The sequence below is a fragment of the Mesorhizobium sp. M1342 genome (assembly GCF_040317955.1).
Taxonomy (GTDB): domain Bacteria; phylum Pseudomonadota; class Alphaproteobacteria; order Rhizobiales; family Rhizobiaceae; genus Mesorhizobium.
On the sequence record NZ_JAMYLI010000034.1, the window covers coordinates 1 to 19,846 of the forward strand.

Below are 19,846 nucleotides of genomic sequence, written 5' to 3' on the forward strand. Positions count from 1 at the left end.
CCTAATTTAACCCCCCCCCCCCCCCCCCCCCCCCACCCCCCACCCCCCGGGCCCCGCCCCCTCCCCCCGCCCCCCACCCCCCCCCCCCCCCCCCCCCCCCCCCCCCCCGCGCCGCGGCCCCGCCCCCCCCCCCCCCCCCCCACGCCCACTTCAACCTTCAAGGGTTACCAGAGACCGATGAACCTGTTTCGTACGATTGGTTTGATGCTGTTGTTCCTGCTGGCGACACTGTCGTCCTCCGGCGCCGGCGAAGCCGATCTGCGCGGCATCATCGCCAAATTCGCCGCGGCCAAGGGCTTTTCCGAGATCGGAGCCGTCGTCCACGAACTGGCTGCTGCCGGCGATCCGGCGGTGGAGCGGCCGCTTGCGGCACTGGCCGACGGCAACCTCTATGTCCGCAAGGCCGATTCCCTGGTGTTTGTCGGCAAGGAAGCGGGCGAAAGCGTCCAGCTTTCCGACCCGTTGAGCGGCGAGGCATCGGGCGAGGCGGCCAAGGACGACATCACCAAGATCAAGGTCAACAACACGCTGCGTCGCGTCATCCGCGATGCGTTGGGCACGCTGACGCTTGGCGCCAAGGATCCGGCCGTGCGCATCGCCGCCGCCGACACCATGTTCAAGACGCCCGACGCCGCAAACATCGGACCGCTCGACACGGCAATCGCCAGTGAGACCGTGGCCAGCGTCAAGGCGCTGCTCGAACAGGCTCGTGCCGCCTCCGTTCTGGTCTCCGACCGGCCTGAAGCCGACAAGCTCGCTGCAATTGCCCTGATCGGCGCGCGTGGCGACCGCGATGCGGTTTCCCTGCTCACCTCGGTCGAGGCGAAATCCACCGACGCGGTCAAGCAAGCGGCGACGACCGCAATCGCCAACATCAATTCGACGCTGGCCTTCTGGGATGCCGGCCAGAACATCTGGTACGGCATTTCGCTGGGCTCGGTGCTGCTGCTGGCGGCGATCGGCCTTGCCATCACCTTCGGCGTCATGGGCGTTATCAACATGGCGCACGGCGAGATGGTCATGCTCGGCGCCTACACGACCTTCGTCGTCCAGCAGGTGATCCGCACCTCCTTTCCCGGCCTGTTCGACTGGTCGCTGGTTATTGCGCTGCCGCTGGCTTTCCTCGTCTCGGCTCTGGTCGGCCTGATCATCGAGCGCGGCGTCATCCGCTTTCTCTACGGGCGGCCGCTGGAAACACTGCTTGCGACTTGGGGCGTCTCGCTGATCCTGCAACAGGCCGTGCGTTCGATCTTCGGGCCGACCAACCAGGAGGTGGGCAACCCCTCGTGGATGTCGGGCTCGTTCAATGTCGGACAGTTGGCGATCACCTGGAACCGGCTGTGGATCCTGGTTTTCGCGCTCGCTGTCTTCGGCATCCTGCTCTACGTGATGAAGCGCACGCCCTGGGGCCTTCAGATGCGCGCCGTCACCGCCAACCGGCGCATGGCCGCCTCGATGGGCATCAGGACGCCATGGGTAGACGCGCTGACTTTCGCGCTCGGCTCCGGCATTGCAGGCATTGCCGGTGTCGCGCTCAGCCAGATCGACAATGTCTCGCCCAATCTCGGTCGCGGCTACATCATCGACAGCTTCATGGTCGTCGTCTTCGGCGGCGTCGGCAATCTGTGGGGCACGCTGGTCGGCGCCTTCTCGCTTGGCATCGTCAACAAGTTCCTCGAGCCCTATGCGGGCGCGGTGCTCGGCAAGATCGTCGTGCTGGTGCTGATCATCCTGTTCATACAGAAGCGCCCGCGCGGCCTGTTCGCGCTCAAGGGCAGGGCGGTGGAAGCATGATCACGGGACGCTTCTTTGCCGCCGGCGCGGACCGCCGCATCGCCATCACGATCTTCATCCTGCTGGCGGTGGCCGTCATCGTGCCGCTGCTCAACCTTGCGGTGTCTCCTGCCAGCGCCTTCTACATCCCATCCTACATTGTCGCGCTGACCGGCAAATATCTCTGTTATGCACTGCTCGCCTTGGCGCTCGATCTTGTCTGGGGCTATTGCGGCATCCTTTCGCTTGGCCACGGCGCCTTCTTCGCGCTCGGCGGCTATGCGATGGGCATGTATCTGATGCGCCAGATCGGCTCACGCGGCGTCTACGGCAATCCCATCTTGCCCGACTTCATGGTGTTCCTGAACTACAAGGAATTGCCCTGGTTCTGGTACGGTTTCGACCATTTCTGGTTCGCCGGCCTCATGGTGCTCGCGGTGCCCGGCCTGCTCGCTTTCGTCTTTGGCTGGTTCGCCTTCCGCAGCCGCGTCACCGGCGTTTATCTCTCGATCATCACCCAGGCGATGACGTACGCGCTGCTGCTTGCCTTTTTTCGCAACGACATGGGGTTCGGCGGCAACAACGGCCTGACCGATTTCAAAGATATTCTGGGCTTCAACGTGCAGGCCGACGCGACGCGCTCGGCGCTGTTTGCCGCCAGCGCCGTGATGCTCGCGCTAGCCGTCTTCGTCACCTGGGCGATCGTCGGCTCCAAATACGGCAAGCTCTTGATGGCTGTGCGCGATGCCGAGAGCCGCACGCGCTTCCTCGGCTGGCGGGCGGAGAACGTAAAACTGTTCGCCTTCACCGTCTCGGCCGTCATGGCCGGCATAGCCGGCGCGCTCTACGTGCCGCAGGTCGGCATCATCAATCCGGGTGAATTCGAGCCGGCCAATTCGATCGAGGTCGTTGTGTGGGCCGCCGTCGGCGGGCGCGGCACCATTGTCGGACCGATCATCGGTGCGTTGCTGGTCAATGCCGGCAAATCCTGGTTCACCGGCGTGCTGCCGGAATTCTGGCTGTTTGCCTTGGGTGGGCTGTTCGTCGCCGTCACGCTCTTGCTGCCCAAGGGCATCATCGGCATGTGGGACAGCTGGCGCGGCAACGCCAGGGCGTTGCGGGCAGCTTCGATTGCCGAGGAAGCCGGCACCGATGCCGACGTCCCGCCGCCGGCCAAAATCGTTCGCAGCGAGGCGAGAAAGCCCGGCGACTGGTCCGCCAGCAACCCCGAACCGCAGCCGGCGGAGTGAGCGACCATGTCAAAGTCGAACACGATCCTTTATCTCGACGGAGTTTCGGTCTCCTTCGACGGCTTTCGCGCCATCAACAATCTGTCGCTGGTGCTCGACAAGGGTGAGATGCGCGCCATCATCGGCCCCAACGGCGCCGGCAAGACGACGATGATGGACATCGTCACCGGCAAGACGCGGCCCGACGAAGGCGACGTGTTCTTCGACGGCCAGGTCGATCTGACCAAGCATGATGAGGCCGAGATCGCCATGATGGGCATCGGCCGCAAGTTTCAGAAGCCGACCGTGTTCGAAAGCCACACGATCGAGGAAAACCTGATGCTGGCGCTGAAGGGGCCGCGCTCGATCTTCCCGGCGCTGTTCCATCGCCGCTCGGCCGCCGAGACGCGGCAGATCGATGACATCCTCGGCATCATCCGGCTTGGCGACAAGCGTGACGAACTGGCGGCCAATCTGAGCCATGGGCAAAAGCAGTGGCTCGAGATCGGCATGCTCTTGGCGCAGGACCCGAAACTGCTTCTGGTCGACGAACCGGTCGCCGGCATGACCGATGCCGAGACCGAGGAAACCGCGCGGCTGCTCAAGGATATTGCCCGCGACCATTCGGTCATCGTCGTCGAGCACGACATGCATTTCGTGCGCGAGCTCGGCGTCAAGGTCACCTGCCTGCATGAGGGCTCGGTGCTGAGTGAGGGCACACTCGATTTTGTGTCGGCCGACGAGCGTGTCGTCGAAGTCTATCTGGGGAGATGAGCATGGTTTGGCGGGTGCAGTTCCATCACTTCGATTTGTCGTTTCTGCGGTTCTGGAAAAGGCGCTGACATGCTCGAAGTTTCCAATGCCACGCTGCACTACGGCGCCGCCCAGGCGCTGCGCGGCGTGTCGCTGAAGGCGGGCGCCGGCAAGATCACCTGCGTGCTCGGCCGCAATGGCGTCGGCAAGACCAGTTTGATGAGATCGATCGTCGGCCATCACCGGCTGACGAGCGGAAGCGTTGCCTTCGAGGGGAAGGCGCTCGACCGGAGCGCGGCGTATGACCGCGCCCGGTCGGGCATCGCATTCGTACCGCAGGGCAGGGAGGTCTTTCCGCTGCTCACCGTGCGGGAGAACCTGGAATCAGGCTTCGCGCCGCTGAAACGGGCCGACCGCAACATTCCTGCACATGTCTTCGAATTGTTCCCGGTGCTGAAGCAGATGCTCGGCCGTCGCGGTGGCGATCTTTCCGGGGGCCAGCAGCAGCAGCTCGCCATCGGGAGGGCATTGGTGATGCGGCCGAAGCTGCTGGTGCTCGACGAGCCGACCGAAGGCATCCAGCCGTCGATCATCAAGGACATCGGCCGCGCCATCCGCTACCTGCGCGACCAAGCCGGCATCGCCGTGCTTTTGGTCGAACAATATCTCGATTTCTGCCGCGAACTCGCCGACGAGGTCAACATCATGGACCGGGGCGTGATCGTCCATACCGGTCCGGCGGAAGATCTGGACCGTGCCGATGTCCGGAAGTTCCTGACGGTGTAGAATCGCCGCCGCACTTCAGTTGACGATCCGAAGTCCTTGCCAAATCCAATATTTCTCCGGCCCTGCATCAGCGTCTCTGGTGCATCGGCAACTGCGTGCTAGTCTTTTCCTAGGCTTTTGTGAGTCGGCCGCTTCCGTACCAGTCTGGTTTATCGCAGATCGAGGCCGCGGCTATCACCGGCAAGTCTCACGCAAGCAAGGCTTCCTAGCTTCTCTCCTGCGATCTTTGTCGTTCAACGCGTTTGGGCACACAGGCTAAGGGACAGCCATGGAACGTTACGTCGAGGACTACCAGAAGCGGCGGCTTACCGAGCGCGTCGATATCATCACTGCCATCAACATCTTGAAGTCCCAAGGCTACGGCCATGACGACCTGATCGAGGAGATCACCAAGGTCTTCTATGTCGACCTGGATGCATTCAATGAAATCGTGATGGCGGCGTAGAGCAATTCTGGGAAAAGTGCGAAGCGCTTTCCCTGGATAATTGCATCAGACAACGGGTTAGAGCAGCTCGCCGTTTCCTTGAAACGGTGAAATGCTCTGGAAGTCGCACAGCTCATCGTGATCGTGGCTGCCACAGATGCGCGATCAGCCTGCGCGCCTGAACGGAGAGGCGGTGACGCGGTTGCGGCCACCGCGCTTGGCGTCGTAGAGCGCCTTGTCGGCGGTATTGAGCACCTTGTCGAAGCCGAGACCTTCCTTGGTGCCGAAAGCAAATCCGGCACTGACCGTGCATATCAGCGAGCCTGTCTCGGTTTCGATGCGGTGCGCGGCAAAAGCTGTCCGTATGGCCTCGGCGGTGGCCTCCACCGTTTCGGGCAAGGTCCGCTTCAGCACCAGCGCGAATTCCTCGCCGCCCATGCGCGCGGCGACGTCGCCCGGGCGGAGATTGCCGGCGAGTTCCCGTGCGAACACCTTCAGCACCTCATCGCCGGCGGCGTGGCCGAATTCGTCGTTGACGGCCTTGAAGTTGTCGAGATCGAAGACGACCACCGCCGTGAAGGCGCCGACCGGCGCATCGCCGTGCAGGTCGAACAGGGCGCGGCGGTTGAGCAGGCCGGTCAGCGGGTCGGTCAGGGCATTGTGGCGGTGATGCCGGGCCAGACGTCCCTGGTTCAGGGCCAGGGAAAGCGCCCCGATCCCGGTCATGCTGGCGATGACGATGATGAGGCTCAGTTCCTCGGCCCAGTTGCTTGGCGCATGTCCAAGGTCCAGCTTTCCATCCAAGGCTAGAACCATGGCGCAGAGAGCGAAGGATGCGGCCGTGGCGGAATAGAGCGCGGTGATACCGATCGTCAGGGCAGGGGCTTCGTCGCGGCCTTTCCAGTATTCGACCGCCGTTGCGAACAGAAGCAAGGCGGCGAAGGCATTTTCGAACATGAAGCCCAGCCCGTCATAGCCTAGAGCCATCGGAGGCAACGTCACGGCCAGCGAAATGGCGCTGCCAAGCACCGTTCGCGGCACTGGCGAGCCGCCGGTTCTGAACTGGTAGGCCGCGCCCAGCATTGTCGAGAAACCGAGCAGGAGGAAAGCCAGCGTGGCGATGCCGAGCAGGCGCCCGGGCATATCGATATAGGCGTCATAGACAAAAATATCGCCGACCACGAACACCAGACTGATCGCCCATGTCAGCAGGAATTTCTCCGAGCGAGCGGTCAGCCACATGCCAAACAATGTCAGGCTCAGGCAGGCAGCGGAAAAACCGACAGCCAGCAGAAGTGAAGTGTAGTCGAGCGACATGCCCCTCGTCCTTGCCCGCGGCGGCCCAAATCTGCGACTGGTTCGGCTGGATTCATGCAGCAAGGAGGTATCGATAAGGTTACGACGGTAGCGAAGATGCCATGATTCCGCTGCGTCAGGGCACCGGCTGACCCTGGTCCACTCGCTTCATCAGTGCCATGGCGCCGAACGGCGCGCGCACCTTGCCCTCGGTGATGAAGTAGACGAACACGTCGCGCGGCTTGACCGGCGCATCGGTGGCGGGGTCGGCGCGCCGCAGGTCGGCCGGCTGCTTGCCTTGCGCCCAAATCTTTACCCGCGCGGCCCATTCATCGAGGCCTTTCGGCGTGTAGCAGTCGGGATTGTCATCGCTGCCGGTCTGCAGCCGGGCGTAGACGAAATCACCGGTGACATCGGCGATGTCGGGATATTTGGCATGGTCGGCGTAAACGATCGCGGCCTTGTATTTTCGGGCAAGTGCTGCGAATTCCGGCACGACAAAACTGTCGTTGCGGACTTCGAGCGCATGGCGCAGCCCAACGCCGTCCTGCTTTTCCGGCAGCAGTTTCAAAAAGGCTTCGAAATCGTCCGGATCGAATTTCTTGGTCGGCGCGAACTGCCACAGGATCGGCCCGAGCTTTTCACCGAGCGCGGCAACACCCGAGCCGAGGAAGCGCATCATCGATTCGCCGGCCTCGCCGAGCACGCGCCGGTTGGTGACGAAGCGGTTGCCCTTTAGCGAGTACACGAAACCGTCCGGCGCCTCGTTGGCCCATTTAACGAAGGTCGGCTCCTTGAAGCTGGAATAGTAAGTGCCGTTGACCTCGATGCTCGGCACCTGGCGAGTGGCGTAGTTCAGCTGCTTGGCCTTGGGAAGCTTGTCGGGATAGAAGGACGTATCCCAGGGCTCGAAGGTCCAGCCGCCCATGCCGGCGCGGATTGTTCCCGATGTGCTCATTGTCATCCTCCCAGTGCTGAAAAAATCAGGCCGCGGTGGTCTCATCGACGACTTTTGCCATGTCGACGAGCACCCATCCCGGCCGGTAGGGATTGGGCCGGCGACCCGTTTCGTGGAAACCGTAGGCCAGATAGAGCGCGATGTTCCGCTCCATCCTGGCGTTGGTGTAAAGCCGCACCTCGGGCAAGCGCCACAGCCGCGTCTGTTCGTCCGCGTGTTTGAGCAACGCAATACCGAAGCCTTTGCCCTGAAAGTCAGGAGAGACCGCGACGGAGAAGATCATCGCGTGATCGTCGTGCCGTTCCAGTGTGAGTACTCCGGCAATTTCGCTGCCGCTTTCCAACACCCACACCTCGCCGCGCGCGATGCGCGGCGTATAGTCTTCGGTGACTGGGATCGGCGGTGCGCCTAACAGTGCAGTGTAAGGCGCATAGGCCGCTTCCGTCAGCGAGACGACAGTTTGGAGATCACCGGCAAGCGCTCTTCTGATTTTCATTCAAAAGCTCTCCAGGCGCCAACCGGTCCGATCACTCCGCCGCTTCGCGCTTGCCTCCGGGGCGCCGCTCCAGAAGCTCCTTGAGGAACTGGCCGGTGTAGCTGCGCTTCTCGCGCACGATTGCTTCCGGCGTGCCGGAGGCAACCAGTTCGCCGCCGCCGTCGCCGCCTTCGGGGCCGAGGTCGAGCACCCAGTCGGCGGTCTTGATCACTTCGAGATTGTGCTCGATGACCACCACCGTGTTGCCCTGGTCGACCAGTTCATGCAGCACTTCCAACAGCTTGGCGACGTCGTGGAAATGCAGCCCGGTGGTCGGCTCGTCGAGGATATAGAGCGTCTTGCCAGTTGCCTTGCGCGACAGTTCCTTGGCGAGCTTGATGCGCTGCGCCTCGCCGCCGGACAGCGTCGTCGCCTGCTGGCCGATGTGGATGTAGCCGAGGCCGACCTGCTTCAGCGTTTCGAGCTTGTCGCGCACGCCGGGCACGGCGGCGAAGAAGTCGACGCCTTCCTCGACCGTCATGTCGAGCACGTCGGCGATCGACTTGCCCTTGAACACGACGTCGAGGGTCTCTCTGTTGTAGCGCTTGCCGTGACAGACGTCGCAGGTGACGTAGACGTCGGGCAAAAAGTGCATCTCGATCTTGATGACGCCGTCGCCCTGGCAGGCCTCGCAGCGGCCGCCCTTCACGTTGAAGGAGAAGCGTCCCGGCTGGTAGCCGCGCGCCTTGGCTTCGGGCAGCCCAGCGAACCAGTCGCGGATCGGCGTGAAGGCGCCGGTATAGGTGGCGGGGTTCGAACGCGGTGTCCTGCCGATCGGCGACTGGTCGATGTCGATGACCTTGTCGAGGAATTCGAGACCCTCGATGCGGTCGTGTTCGGCCGGATGTTCGCGCGAGCCCATGATGCGGCGCGACGCGGCCTTGAACAGCGTCTCGATGAGGAAGGTCGACTTGCCGCCGCCCGACACGCCGGTCACGGCGGTGAAGGTGCCGAGCGGGATTTCTGCGGTGACGTTCTTCAAATTGTTGCCGCGCGCGCCGACGATTTTCAGGCGCCGGTTCTTCTTCGCCTCGCGCCTGACACCAGGCGTCGCCACTTCGAGCGCACCGGACAGGTATTTGCCGGTGATCGAATTGGGATTGGCCATGACCTGCTGCGGCGTGCCCTGGGCGATGATCTCGCCACCATGGATTCCGGCGGCCGGGCCCATGTCGACGACATAGTCGGCATGCAGGATGGCATCCTCGTCATGCTCGACGACGATCACCGTGTTGCCGATGTCGCGCAGATGCTTCAGCGTATCGAGCAGACGGGCATTGTCGCGCTGGTGCAGGCCGATCGATGGCTCGTCCAGCACATAGAGCACACCGGTAAGACCCGAGCCGATCTGCGACGCCAGCCGGATGCGCTGGCTCTCGCCGCCCGACAGCGTGCCGGAATTGCGCGACAGCGTCAGATAGTCGAGCCCGACATCGTTGAGGAAGCGCAGCCGCTCGCGGATCTCCTTCAAGACCCGCACCGCGATCTCGTTCTGCTTGTCGTTGAGCGACGCTGGCAGGTCGGTGAACCACTGGTCGGCCTTGCGGATGGAAAGCTCGGTGACTTCGCCGATGTGCTTGCCGGCGATTTTCACCGCCAGCGACTCGGGCTTCAGCCGATAGCCCTTGCAGACCGGGCAGGGCGTCGCCGACATGAAGCGCTCGATTTCTTCGCGCATCCAGGCGGATTCGGTCTCTTTCCAGCGCCGCTCGAGATTGGGAATGACGCCTTCAAAGGTCTTGGTGGTCTTGTAGGAGCGCAGGCCGTCATCATACTGGAAGGTGATTTCGCGCTCGCCCGTGCCGTGCAGGATGGCTTCCTTGGCCTCTTCGGACAAATCCTTGAACTTGTCGCCAAGCTTGAAGCCATAAGCCTTGCCCAGCGCTTCCAGCGTCTGCGCGTAATAGGGCGAGGTCGACTTCGCCCACGGGCTGACGGCGCCGTCGCGCAGCGAGATGTTCTCGTCCGGCACGATCAGATTGCCGTCGATGGCGCGCTGGCTGCCGAGACCGTCGCAGGTCGGGCAGGCGCCGAACGGGTTGTTGAACGAGAACAGCCGCGGTTCGATTTCCGGAATGGTGAAGCCGGAGACCGGGCAAGCGAACTTTTCCGAGAACAGGATGCGCTCATGCGTCTCGTTCTTCGACTTGTTGACCGAATCCTCGCCGGTCTGGCTGGCATCGAGCGGCTTGTCGGCGAATTCGGCGACCGCCAGCCCATCGGCCAGCTTCAGGGCGGTCTCGATGGAATCGGCAAGCCGCGTCGCCAGATCGCCGCGCACGACGATGCGGTCGACGACGACGTCGAGGTCATGCTTGTACTTCTTGTCCAGCGCCGGCACGTCGGCGATTTCGTAGAAGACGCCATCGACCTTGACGCGCTGAAAGCCCTTTTTTTGCAACTCCAGCAATTCCTTGCGGTATTCGCCTTTGCGGCCGCGCACCATCGGCGCCAGGATGAACAGCCGCGTGCCTTCCTCGACCGCCAGCACGCGGTCGACCATCTGCGAAACCGTCTGGCTCTCGATCGGCAGGCCGGTGGCCGGCGAATAGGGGATGCCGACGCGCGCAAAAAGCAGCCGCATATAGTCGTAGATCTCGGTGACGGTGCCGACGGTCGAACGCGGGTTCTTCGAGGTGGTCTTCTGCTCGATGGAGATGGCGGGCGACAGGCCGTCGATCTGGTCGACGTCAGGCTTCTGCATCATCTCAAGGAATTGCCGCGCGTAGGCCGACAGGCTTTCGACGTAGCGGCGCTGGCCTTCGGCATAGATCGTGTCGAAGGCAAGCGATGACTTGCCGGACCCCGACAGGCCGGTCATGACAATCAGGCTGTCACGCGGCAAGTCGAGATCGACATTCTTCAGATTGTGTTCGCGCGCCCCGCGAATGGAAAGATATTTATGGTCGGCCATAGCCGGTCGCCGCCTCAGAATCTGGAATTTCCTGGAATGGCGGGTTTTCCCGGCCATCCCCTATGTAGGTAGTTTTGCCGCCACGTCGAGAGACGCCACAATTCCCGACCAAAGCGTTTAACCGTCTTTCGCGTGAACGGGCAAGCGGAAAGAACAAAGGCCGAACACGCTCCTGACAAAGCTGTGCAAAAGCTGACCTGCACGTAACCTTCCGGCGATCACATTTTTCGGTAACCGGCTATTGATGGTTGACGCCACCAGCTGACGGGAGCAGTCTCCAGCAGTCAACGAAGACGGCCGTCTTTCGATGGCCTCGCCGCCCAAAGGCGGCCTGCGAGACGCCGCAGGCATTTGCGATTTGTGCTTCGTGACGACAACGTCGCAATGGACAAAGGAGCGGAGCTATGACGCCACCGGATCGTCCCATAGGGTTCCAGTTGTTACTGGAGCGGCGGCAGGCATAAGTGCCAGGGTTTAGCGTTTTCGCCACCCGACAAACCGTGACCTGCCATATCCCCGTAAAAATCAGAGACTGTTAGTCGGATCGTCGGTTGAACGCCGCGTTGCATCCGAAATCAAATGCCGGCAGTACACTCCCGGTAGAGATTGGATTTGAGATCCAAAAAGGCCCCGTCCGTTTGCGCAAAGCACGGCGGGGCCGTTTTCATGTGCGGATTGTCTGTTGGCGACAGGCGCAACGCAGCACGCGCCGACAGACTGTCAGTGGCGCGGCGGCCCGATCGAGCCGGCGCCGACATCGACGGTGATGCTGCCGGAAATCCTGACATCCGTATCGCCGATCTTGAACTGGCCGTTGCCGTTGCCGGGAAACGCGTCGTCGGGCTCCGGAGCCGGCTTGGCGATGCGGTAGTCACCGGTTACGCCGGGCAGGGCGCCTTTTTGCGTTGACGGCGAACTGTCTTCGGCAAGTGCCGCGCCGCTGATGAGGCCCGCAATGGCGAGCGCTACAACGGCGATGACGCGGTGCAATGATCTGGACTGATGAGTGTCGGTCATCCCAAGACTATAGTGGCGCGCCGCCGATGGAACCAGACCGGCATCGTCAAATCTTCGACAGCCGGACGGACTCCGATCCGGCCCTGGCTCACGCCGCCTTTTTTCGCGTGTCGAAAACATGGTCGACGATGCCCCATGCCTGGGCCTCGCGGGCGGTCATGAAGTGGTCGCGGTCCAGCGTGCGCTCGACCTCTTCATAGCTGCGGCCGCAATGCTGCGCGTAGAGTTCGGCCATGTGCCGTTTCGTCCGGCCGATGCGCTCGGCATGGCGCTGGATGTCGGAGGCCTGGCCCTGGAACCCGCCCAGCGGCTGATGCAGCAGGATGGTGGCGTTCGGCAGCGAGATCCGGCGCCCCGGTGCGCCTGCCATCAGCAGGAACGAGCCCATCGATGCGGCAAACCCCATGCATACGGTCGACACCGGGCAGCTGATGTATTGCATTGTGTCGTAGATGGCGAAGCCGCTGGTGACCACGCCGCCCGGCGAGTTGATGTAGAGCGAGATCTCCTTGTCGGGATTGTCCGATTCCAGCGACAGAAGCTGCGCGCAGACCAACGCCGAGATGTCGTCGTTGATCTCACCGTTGATGAAGACGATGCGCTCGCGCAGCAGTCGTGAAAAGATGTCGAAGGCGCGTTCGCCGCGGCTCGATTGCTCGATCACCATCGGAACCAGATTGGCAACACCGCTCATTGTCTCTCTCCGTCTGTTTGTTTTCAGGCCGCGCGCAGCAGGAGGCGAGGCGTGTTTGCGGCGATTGGCTTAGGTGACCTGTTTGCATCGAGCGAAAGCCGGCAGCCGGCGCCTGCCATGGCGACGGCAGGCATGGCCTTGCGGGCAAAGCCGTCATGGACGATGCGCAGATGCGTGCCGCCGGAAACGGTGCGCGCAAGCGTAAAAGTGACGGTACTGTCAAGCGGATCCTGCCGCGCGCCATCGCCTGGCTGCGAGCGCTCCCGCCAGGAATAGCGCAACAGGCGTTCGGGCTCGGCGTCGAGGATTTCGCAATCGATCGGCGCATCCGGTCCGGCGAGGGCAAAACGGTTGCCCATCTCGGGTCTGATGTCGTTCGGCATCATCCAGGCGGCGAGCAATTCCGGTACGGTCAGGGCCCGCCAGACCTTTTCCGGCGGCTCGGCAAGCTCGTACTCGAACTCGAGCGCATCCGCGGCGTCGCTTTGGCCCGCGTTGGTCGTTGATCCCGCCTTCTTCATTGATCCATGTCCTTCAAAACCGCCTTCAGCCTTTCGATGCGCTCCGGCCAGAAGGTCCGGTAGCGTTCGATCCAGGAGAGCAAGGGGGCGAGCCCCTGCGGATCGGCGCGGTAATAGGCGTTGCGGCCGGCTCGCCGCTCGACCACCAGCCCGGCCCCACGCAGCACCGCCAGATGCTGCGACACCGCGGGCTGCGACACCGTCATCCCGGTGCGCAATTCCGACACGCTCATCTCGCCGGCGGCCAGCCGCTCAAAGACGGCGCGGCGCGTCGGGTCGGCCAGTGCCCGGAAAATCTCTGCTTCGATCATGCCAAAAGCATAAGTGAATACTTATTGATTTGGCAAGCGGTCTTTTCAAACCCATATGAGCGGCTTCGGCATTGCTGCCATTCCTTGACAATAAGCAGCGATGCGGATAAGAACGAAAAGGGAACAAAAACCTTGTGGGTAAAGGCAGCCATGGCAAGCGGCGATCGCCTGCAGCCTGTAAGGTGCTGCGACAAAAATTTGTTTCGGATGAGCGCGGAGAAATATCATGGCGGGTAGCGTCAACAAGGTCATTCTGGTCGGCAATCTCGGCGCGGATCCCGAAATCCGTCGCCTGAATTCGGGTGAACCGGTCGTCAACATCCGCATCGCCACATCGGAAAGCTGGCGCGACAAGAATTCCGGCGAACGCAAGGAAAAAACCGAGTGGCACAACGTCGTCATCTTCAATGAGGGCATCGCCAAGGTGGCGGAGCAGTATCTGAAGAAGGGCATGAAGGTCTATGTCGAGGGCCAGTTGCAGACGCGCAAATGGCAGGACCAGACCGGTGCCGACAAGTACACGACGGAAGTCGTGCTGCAGAAATTCCGCGGTGAGCTGCAGATGCTCGACGCACGCGGACAGGGCGAGGGCGGTCAGGTCGGCGGCTATACCGGTGGCGGCAGCAGCCGTGGTTCCGATTTCGGTCAGTCCAGCCCGAGCGAAGGCTTCAATCGCGGCGGCGGCGGTGCCAAGAGCGGCGGCGGTGGCGGTTCGTCGCGCGAATTGGATGACGAAATCCCGTTCTGATCGCAACAGTTATGTCAGACACAGTGCCCCGAGAGTCATTCATGGACTTTCGGGGTTTTGCATCGTGATTGAGGCTGACCGGGCCGATCAAGGAAATACGGTGAAAGGACGAGTTCGGTGAAAGCACGCGTAAAGTGGGTCGAGGAGCGCACCTTCGTCGGGGAATCCGGCAGCGGTCACAAGGTCGTGCTCGGAACAGCGCACGGATCGGAAGGCAAGACGCCGGGTCCAAGCCCGATGGAGCTGGTGCTGATCGGCACCGGTGGCTGTTCGGCCTATGATGTCGTGCATATCCTCGAAAAAGGCCGCGAGGCGGTCGAGGACTGCGTCGTCGAACTCGACTCCGACCGGGCCGAAACCGAGCCCAGGGTTTTTACACGCATCCATATGCATTTCGTCGTCAAGGGCAGGGCACTCTCCAGCGACAAGGTGAAACGCGCGATCGACCTTTCGATCGAAAAATATTGCTCGGCGTCTGCGATGCTGGCCAAGACCGCGACGATTACCCACGATTTCGAAGTGATCGACACGACGGTGAAATAGGGCCGGCTTCGGCGGCAGCTCGTCGCGTTACCCCGCCATCAGCGCCTTGATGCCGTCGGCCACGAATTGCACGGCCAGTGCCGCCAGGATGACGCCAAGCAGCCGGGTCAGGATCGAACGACCAGTCTGGCCGAGGATGCGGTCGATGCGTTCCGACAGCACGAACACCAGATAGGTGATGGCGAGGCAGACGAAGATGATGCCGACCAGGGCTGCCTGCGCGGCAAATCCCTGAAATGAACCGGAAAGCAGCACCGTCGCCGAAATCGCGCCGGGGCCGGCGATCAGCGGGATCGCCAGCGGGAAGGCGGCGATGTTGTGGATCATGTCCTTGGTGATGGCGACGTCGCCGATCTTCTCCTTACGGTCCTGCCGGCGCTCGAACACCATCTCGAAGGCGATGAAGAACAGCAGGAAACCGCCGGCGACGCGGAAGGCCGGCAACGTTATGCCGAACACCGACAGGATCGATGCGCCGGCAACTGCAAACAACGCCATCACCAGGAAGCCGATGATCGAGGCACGGACGGAAACCTGCTGGCGCTCCTCGCGGTTCATGCCGCGCGTTACGGCCAGGAACAGCGGCGCCAGGCCAGGCGGATCGATGGTCACGAGAATGGTGACGAAGGCGTTGAACAGGCTGTCGAAACTCGGCATCTCTGACCCTCCCGCCGGGCCGTGCCCGGACAGAATATTGGTAGAGCAAAGCCCGGTCGGTGGGAACTGTCAGCGGGAAAGTGGTTGATGCCGGCGCAAAGGATCGCGACGCTTTTATTCTGGGCTGCTGCTGCATTCCTCGGCGATCAAACCTCTCGGCGCGCCAGGAACTCGACTTCCAGCCGCCATGTCGCGCCATTGTCTTGCGAGCGTTCGCCCAGCCATCGGAAGGAGTTTTCGGTGATGCGTGAAAAGCTCCAGCGTACTGAACTGCCGGTGCCGTCGGCGCCCACTTGCATGATCGTGTCGCCCTCGGCGCGACCGAGCTGGCGGCTGTAATACTGGTTGCGCGGATCGCTCCAGAAGATGTGCCAGGCATCCGCGCCGGGGTCGTAGACGCGCAACGTCGTGCCGTAGAACGTCCAGGCGCCGAGCGAAGGCGAAGGGCCGGCGTCGCGCGCGGGCAGGATCCAGACGTCCTGGATCGCCCGGCCTTCGAGCGCCCAGCCGAAATGCACCTCGCCACGCCCGGTCAGCACCGTGCCGTCCTCGAGATGGCGCGAGGCGTCGAACGCCCAGGCGCCGGCGAAGCGCCCGTAAAGGTTCAGCTTTTCGGCGAGTCCGTCGATAGGTCCGGGGCTGTGCAAGGCTTCGGCAAAGGAGGATTGGTCAAACATGGTTCAGCTCTCTTCTTGTCAGGAGACCGGGAAGGGTAGGCGGTGAAGGGGTTCTGGGCTTGGGAAAAATTGCTATATTTCGGCCATGACAGCGACCACACATATTCTCGCCTCCGGACCTGGCTGGCACGTGACGGATGTCATCTGCACGGCCGGTGCCGGCGACCGGCCGTTCGAGGAAGCACATCAGGATTTCTGCGTGGCTGCCGTCACCAGCGGCACGTTCCGCTACCGTGCGCAACAAGGCACGGCGATGCTGGCGCCCGGCGCGCTCCTGCTCGGCAATCCCGGCACATGCTACGAATGCGGGCATGAGCATGGCGGCGGCGACCGTTGCCTGTCGTTTCATTTCGGACCGTCTTACATGGAGCGGGTCGTGGCCGGCGTGCCGGGCGCCAGGAAGCTGGCCTTCGCCACGCCGCGCCTGCCGCCTTTGCCGGTGCTGGCGCCACTGCTGGCCGAGGCGGAAGCCGCGCGCGAGACTGCTGACATGGATGCCTTCGAGGAACTTTCCCTGCGCATGGCCGGTGCCGCCGCGACGATTGCCACCGGAGCCACGCATGTCAGGCGCGCGCCGAGCCGCCGCGATCAGAAACGGGTGGCCGAAGCGGTGCGGCGGATAGAGTTGGATGCCGACGGGCCGGTCTCGCTTTCAGCGCTTGCGGATGAGACTGCGACCAGTCCTTACCATTTCCTGCGCATCTTCCGGCAGGTCGCGGGCATGACGCCCTATCAGTTCTTGCTCAAGACGCGGCTGCACAGGGCAGCGGTGCGGCTGCAGATGTCGGATGATGCGGTCTCGGCGATCGCCTTCGGGGCCGGCTTCAACGACCTGTCGACCTTCAACCGCCGGTTTCGTCGTGTCATGGGCGAAACGCCCGGTAAGTATCGCGCCCGCCGTGGCGCTATGGGCCTTCGCGTCTCGTGAATCGGCTCAGGTGCTCGCAAGGGCAGCCACAGGGTCCAATCCATCGCGCTCGTGGCTTTTGCTCGGGGAAAACGTCCATTACAGGCTTTTGCGTCGATGGCGGCGAAACCGCCTTGGCCATATCGTCGCAATCAGTGGTATCCATTTGAAATTACCACCAAAAATGACACTGGAAAAGTGCTGGGAATGTTGGAGTTTCAGCCTTGCTTCCTATATAAGCACCAAGTGATTCCTGATTAGATTGTGATCCGATTTGACCGACCAGAAGACACCGCGCGGCGCCGACGGCGGCCCCACCGGCATCGAGCCGATATCCATCGTCGAGGAGATGCAGCGCTCCTATCTCGATTACGCCATGAGCGTCATCGTCAGCCGTGCGCTGCCGGACGTGCGCGACGGCCTCAAGCCGGTGCATCGCCGCATTCTCTTCGCCGCCCATGAGAGCGGTTACCACTGGAACCGCAAATATGTGAAGTCGGCGCGTCCTGTCGCCGACGTGATGGGTAAATACCATCCGCATGGCGACGCCTCCATCTATGATGCCTTGGTGCGCATGGCACAGGACTGGTCGCTGCGCGTTCCGTTGATCGACGGGCAGGGCAATTTCGGCTCGATCGACGGCGATCCGCCTGCGGCGATGCGCTACACGGAAGCGCGCCTGACCAAGGTCGCGCACGAGCTCCTGGAGGATATCGACAAGGATACCGTCGATTTCCAGGACACTTATGACGCGTCGGGCAGCGAACCGAAGGTTCTGCCGGCACGGTTTCCCAACCTTCTGGTCAACGGCTCGGGCGGCATCGCCGTCGGCATGGCGACCAACATCCCGCCGCACAATCTCAGCGAAATCTGCAACGGCGCCATCGCCCTCATCGACAATCCGGCGATCGACCTGCCGGCGTTGATGGAGATCATTCCGGGACCGGATTTCCCGACCGGCGGCATCGTGCTTGGCCGTTCGGGCATCTACAACGCCTATTCGACCGGCCGTGGCTCCATCGTCATGCGCGGCAAGGTCAACATCGAACAGCGCGGCAATGACCGCGAGTCGATCATCATCACCGAAGTTCCCTACCAGGTGAACAAGTCGTCGATGATCGAGAAGATGGCTGAACTGGTGCGCGACAAGCGCATCGAGGGCATTTCCGATATTCGCGACGAGAGCGACCGCCAGGGCTACCGCGTCGTCATCGAGTTGAAGCGCGACGCCGTTGCCGACGTCATCCTCAACCAGCTCTATCGCTTCACGCCGCTGCAGACCTCTTTCGGCGCCAATATGGTGGCACTGAATGGCGGCAAACCGGAAGTGATGAACCTGACCGATATGCTGAAGGCGTTCGTCGCCTTCCGCGAGGAGGTGATCACAAGGCGGACGAAATTCCTGCTGCGCAAGGCGCGCGACCGCGCCCATGTGCTGGTCGGTCTCGCCATCGCCGTCGCCAATATCGACGAGATCATCAAGCTGATCCGCACCGCTCCGGATCCGCAGACGGCGCGTGAGCAGTTGATGGAGCGGCGCTGGCCCTCTGGCGACGTGGAATCTTTGATCCTCCTGATCGATGACCCGCGTCATCGGATCAATGAAGACGGCACCTACAATCTGTCAGAGGAACAGGCGCGCGCCATCCTCGAACTGCGCCTGCAGCGCCTGACCGCGCTCGGCCGCGACGAGATCGCCGACGAGTTGAACACGATCGGCGCCGAAATCATCGATTATCTGGACATTTTGTCGTCCCGCGCGCGTGTCCAGCAGATCGTCAAGGACGAGCTTGCCGCCGTGCGTGACGAGTTCGGCACGCCGCGCCGCACCGAACTCTCCGAGGGCGGTTCGGACATGGAAGACGAGGACCTGATCCAGCGTGAGGACATGGTCGTGACGGTGAGCCATTCCGGCTACATCAAGCGCGTGCCGCTGTCGCTCTACCGGGCGCAGCGCCGCGGCGGTAAGGGCCGCTCGGGCATGTCGACCAAGGAAGAGGATTTCGTCACTCGGCTGTTCGTGGCCAACACCCATACGCCGGTGCTGTTCTTCTCCTCGCGCGGCATCGTCTACAAGGAAAAGGTCTGGCGGCTGCCGATCGGCAATCCGCAGTCACGCGGCAAGGCGCTGATCAACATGCTGCCGCTGGAGCAGGGCGAGCGCATCACCACCATCATGCCGCTGCCGGAGGACGAGGCCAGCTGGGGCGAGCTCTACGTGATGTTCGCCACCACGCGTGGCACCGTGCGCCGCAACGATCTATCCGACTTCGTCCAGGTCAACCGCAACGGCAAGATCGCCATGAAGCTGGAGGAAGAAGGCGACGAGATCCTCGGCGTCGAGACCTGCACCGACAAGGACGACGTGCTGCTGACCGCCAGTTCCGGCCAGTGCATACGCTTCTCCGTCGGCGACGTGCGCGTCTTCCAGAGCCGCAATTCGGTCGGCGTGCGTGGCATAACCATGGCCGAGACCGACCGCATCATCTCGATGTCGGTGATAGAGCATGTCGATGCTTCGCCGGCGGAACGCGCCGCTTACCTGAAGCGCGCGGCGGCGGAGCGGCGTCTGGCCACGGAAACGGCCGGCGAAGAGGAAGAGATCGCGCTGACCAATGAGGAGATCGGGGAGGAGACGGAGCTTTCCGACAGCCGATACGAAGAGCTCAAGGCGCACGAACAGTACGTGCTGACGGTGACCGAATTCGGCTACGGCAAGCGTTCGTCGTCCTATGATTTCCGGCTGACCGGACGCGGCGGCAAAGGCATCCGCGCCACCGACGTGTCGAAGGCAGCCGAGATCGGCAGGCTGGTGGCGACGTTCCCGGTCGGCAATGACGACCAGATCATGCTGGTGTCGGACGGCGGCACCGTCATCCGGGTGCCGGTCAACGGCATTCGTTTCGCCAGCCGCGCCACCAAGGGCGTTACCATCTTCAACACGGCTGAAGGCGAAAAGGTGGTTTCGGTCGAGCGGATCTCGGAACCGCAAGCGGACGAAGAAAGCGAAGAGACCGTCGAGGGCGGCGCCGATGCCGCTGCGGCGCCTGACGCCGGTCCGGACGGTGCGGACTAAGTCCGGAACCCAGGTTTTTGACATAGC

The 19,846-nt window shown here is 62.6% G+C and carries 19 protein-coding genes; 9 read left to right on the forward strand and 10 right to left on the reverse strand.

The genetic code is table 11. The features are described 5' to 3' along the window. Positions 1-177 precede the first annotated feature (177 nt). The 5 genes from urtB to NKH06_RS27340 all read left to right on the forward strand — a co-directional run bounded on the left by urtB (position 178) and on the right by NKH06_RS27340 (position 4,986). Entirely contained in the window at positions 178-1,794 is a 1,617-nt protein-coding gene (gene urtB, locus NKH06_RS27320; RefSeq protein WP_352774213.1) for an urea ABC transporter permease subunit UrtB, read from the forward strand. Then, entirely contained in the window at positions 1,791-3,023 is a 1,233-nt protein-coding gene (gene urtC, locus NKH06_RS27325; protein WP_023813008.1) for an urea ABC transporter permease subunit UrtC, read from the forward strand. The genes urtB and urtC overlap by 4 nt, the downstream gene beginning before the upstream one ends. 6 nt (positions 3,024-3,029) lie before the next feature. After that, positions 3,030-3,776, forward strand: a complete 747-nt coding sequence (gene urtD / locus NKH06_RS27330; RefSeq protein WP_023813007.1) for an urea ABC transporter ATP-binding protein UrtD — start codon at positions 3,030-3,032, stop codon at positions 3,774-3,776. 69 nt (positions 3,777-3,845) lie between these two features. After that, positions 3,846-4,541: an urea ABC transporter ATP-binding subunit UrtE gene (urtE, locus tag NKH06_RS27335; protein WP_023813006.1), complete on the forward strand. Its 696-nt coding sequence runs from the start codon at positions 3,846-3,848 to the stop codon at positions 4,539-4,541. A gap of 268 nt (positions 4,542-4,809) precedes the next feature. Then, positions 4,810-4,986, forward strand: a complete 177-nt coding sequence (locus NKH06_RS27340; protein WP_023759335.1) for a hypothetical protein — start codon at positions 4,810-4,812, stop codon at positions 4,984-4,986. Positions 4,987-5,130: 144 nt separating this feature from the next. Here NKH06_RS27340 and NKH06_RS27345 read toward each other — a convergent pair whose 3' ends face one another. The 8 genes from NKH06_RS27345 to NKH06_RS27380 form a co-directional block, all read right to left on the reverse strand. Continuing rightward, complete coding sequence (locus tag NKH06_RS27345; protein ID WP_352442593.1) at positions 5,131-6,282, reverse strand: GGDEF domain-containing protein; 1,152 nt, start codon at positions 6,280-6,282, stop codon at positions 5,131-5,133. A gap of 115 nt (positions 6,283-6,397) precedes the next feature. Then, positions 6,398-7,219, reverse strand: a complete 822-nt coding sequence (locus NKH06_RS27350; RefSeq protein WP_023813004.1) for a DUF72 domain-containing protein — start codon at positions 7,217-7,219, stop codon at positions 6,398-6,400. 25 nt (positions 7,220-7,244) lie between these two features. Then, positions 7,245-7,715: a GNAT family N-acetyltransferase gene (locus NKH06_RS27355; protein WP_023813003.1), complete on the reverse strand. Its 471-nt coding sequence runs from the start codon at positions 7,713-7,715 to the stop codon at positions 7,245-7,247. 31 nt (positions 7,716-7,746) lie between these two features. Beyond that, positions 7,747-10,668 carry an excinuclease ABC subunit UvrA gene (gene uvrA / locus NKH06_RS27360; RefSeq protein ID WP_023813002.1) on the reverse strand — a complete coding sequence of 974 codons (2,922 nt, stop codon included), beginning with the start codon at positions 10,666-10,668 and terminating at the stop codon, positions 7,747-7,749. A 720-nt stretch (positions 10,669-11,388) separates the two neighbouring features. Continuing rightward, the gene (locus NKH06_RS27365) at positions 11,389-11,685 is read right to left on the reverse strand and encodes a hypothetical protein (RefSeq protein WP_128303588.1); all 297 of its coding nucleotides are present in this window, start codon (positions 11,683-11,685) and stop codon (positions 11,389-11,391) included. An 88-nt stretch (positions 11,686-11,773) separates the two neighbouring features. Continuing rightward, positions 11,774-12,379: an ATP-dependent Clp protease proteolytic subunit gene (locus NKH06_RS27370; protein ID WP_128303589.1), complete on the reverse strand. Its 606-nt coding sequence runs from the start codon at positions 12,377-12,379 to the stop codon at positions 11,774-11,776. Positions 12,380-12,402: 23 nt separating this feature from the next. Next, positions 12,403-12,900 carry an SRPBCC family protein gene (locus NKH06_RS27375; RefSeq protein WP_352442594.1) on the reverse strand — a complete coding sequence of 166 codons (498 nt, stop codon included), beginning with the start codon at positions 12,898-12,900 and terminating at the stop codon, positions 12,403-12,405. Beyond that, entirely contained in the window at positions 12,897-13,211 is a 315-nt protein-coding gene (locus NKH06_RS27380; RefSeq protein ID WP_013531836.1) for an ArsR/SmtB family transcription factor, read from the reverse strand. The genes NKH06_RS27375 and NKH06_RS27380 overlap by 4 nt, the downstream gene beginning before the upstream one ends. 226 nt (positions 13,212-13,437) lie before the next feature. Between NKH06_RS27380 and NKH06_RS27385 the strand changes: the two genes are divergently transcribed. Continuing rightward, positions 13,438-13,959 (forward strand): single-stranded DNA-binding protein, encoded by a 522-nt coding sequence (locus NKH06_RS27385; RefSeq protein WP_127270744.1) that lies wholly within the window; start codon positions 13,438-13,440, stop codon positions 13,957-13,959. A gap of 117 nt (positions 13,960-14,076) precedes the next feature. Next, positions 14,077-14,502, forward strand: a complete 426-nt coding sequence (locus NKH06_RS27390) for an OsmC family protein (protein ID WP_023812998.1) — start codon at positions 14,077-14,079, stop codon at positions 14,500-14,502. Between the two features lie 27 nt (positions 14,503-14,529). On the opposite strand, the gene NKH06_RS27395 is transcribed toward NKH06_RS27390, so the two are convergent. Together NKH06_RS27395 and NKH06_RS27400 are read right to left on the reverse strand one after the other, a co-directional pair. Next, positions 14,530-15,159 carry a MarC family protein gene (locus tag NKH06_RS27395; protein WP_023670949.1) on the reverse strand — a complete coding sequence of 210 codons (630 nt, stop codon included), beginning with the start codon at positions 15,157-15,159 and terminating at the stop codon, positions 14,530-14,532. A gap of 146 nt (positions 15,160-15,305) precedes the next feature. Then, positions 15,306-15,836: a hypothetical protein gene (locus NKH06_RS27400; RefSeq protein WP_352442595.1), complete on the reverse strand. Its 531-nt coding sequence runs from the start codon at positions 15,834-15,836 to the stop codon at positions 15,306-15,308. Positions 15,837-15,921: 85 nt separating this feature from the next. Here NKH06_RS27400 and NKH06_RS27405 point away from each other — a divergent pair, with 85 nt between their 5' ends. Together NKH06_RS27405 and gyrA are read left to right on the forward strand one after the other, a co-directional pair. Beyond that, on the forward strand, positions 15,922-16,764 hold the full coding sequence (locus NKH06_RS27405) for a helix-turn-helix transcriptional regulator (protein WP_023812996.1): 843 nt from the start codon (positions 15,922-15,924) through the stop codon (positions 16,762-16,764). A gap of 253 nt (positions 16,765-17,017) precedes the next feature. Further along, the gene (gyrA, locus tag NKH06_RS27410; RefSeq protein ID WP_352442596.1) at positions 17,018-19,819 is read left to right on the forward strand and encodes a DNA gyrase subunit A; all 2,802 of its coding nucleotides are present in this window, start codon (positions 17,018-17,020) and stop codon (positions 19,817-19,819) included. Positions 19,820-19,846: the final 27 nt, after the last annotated feature.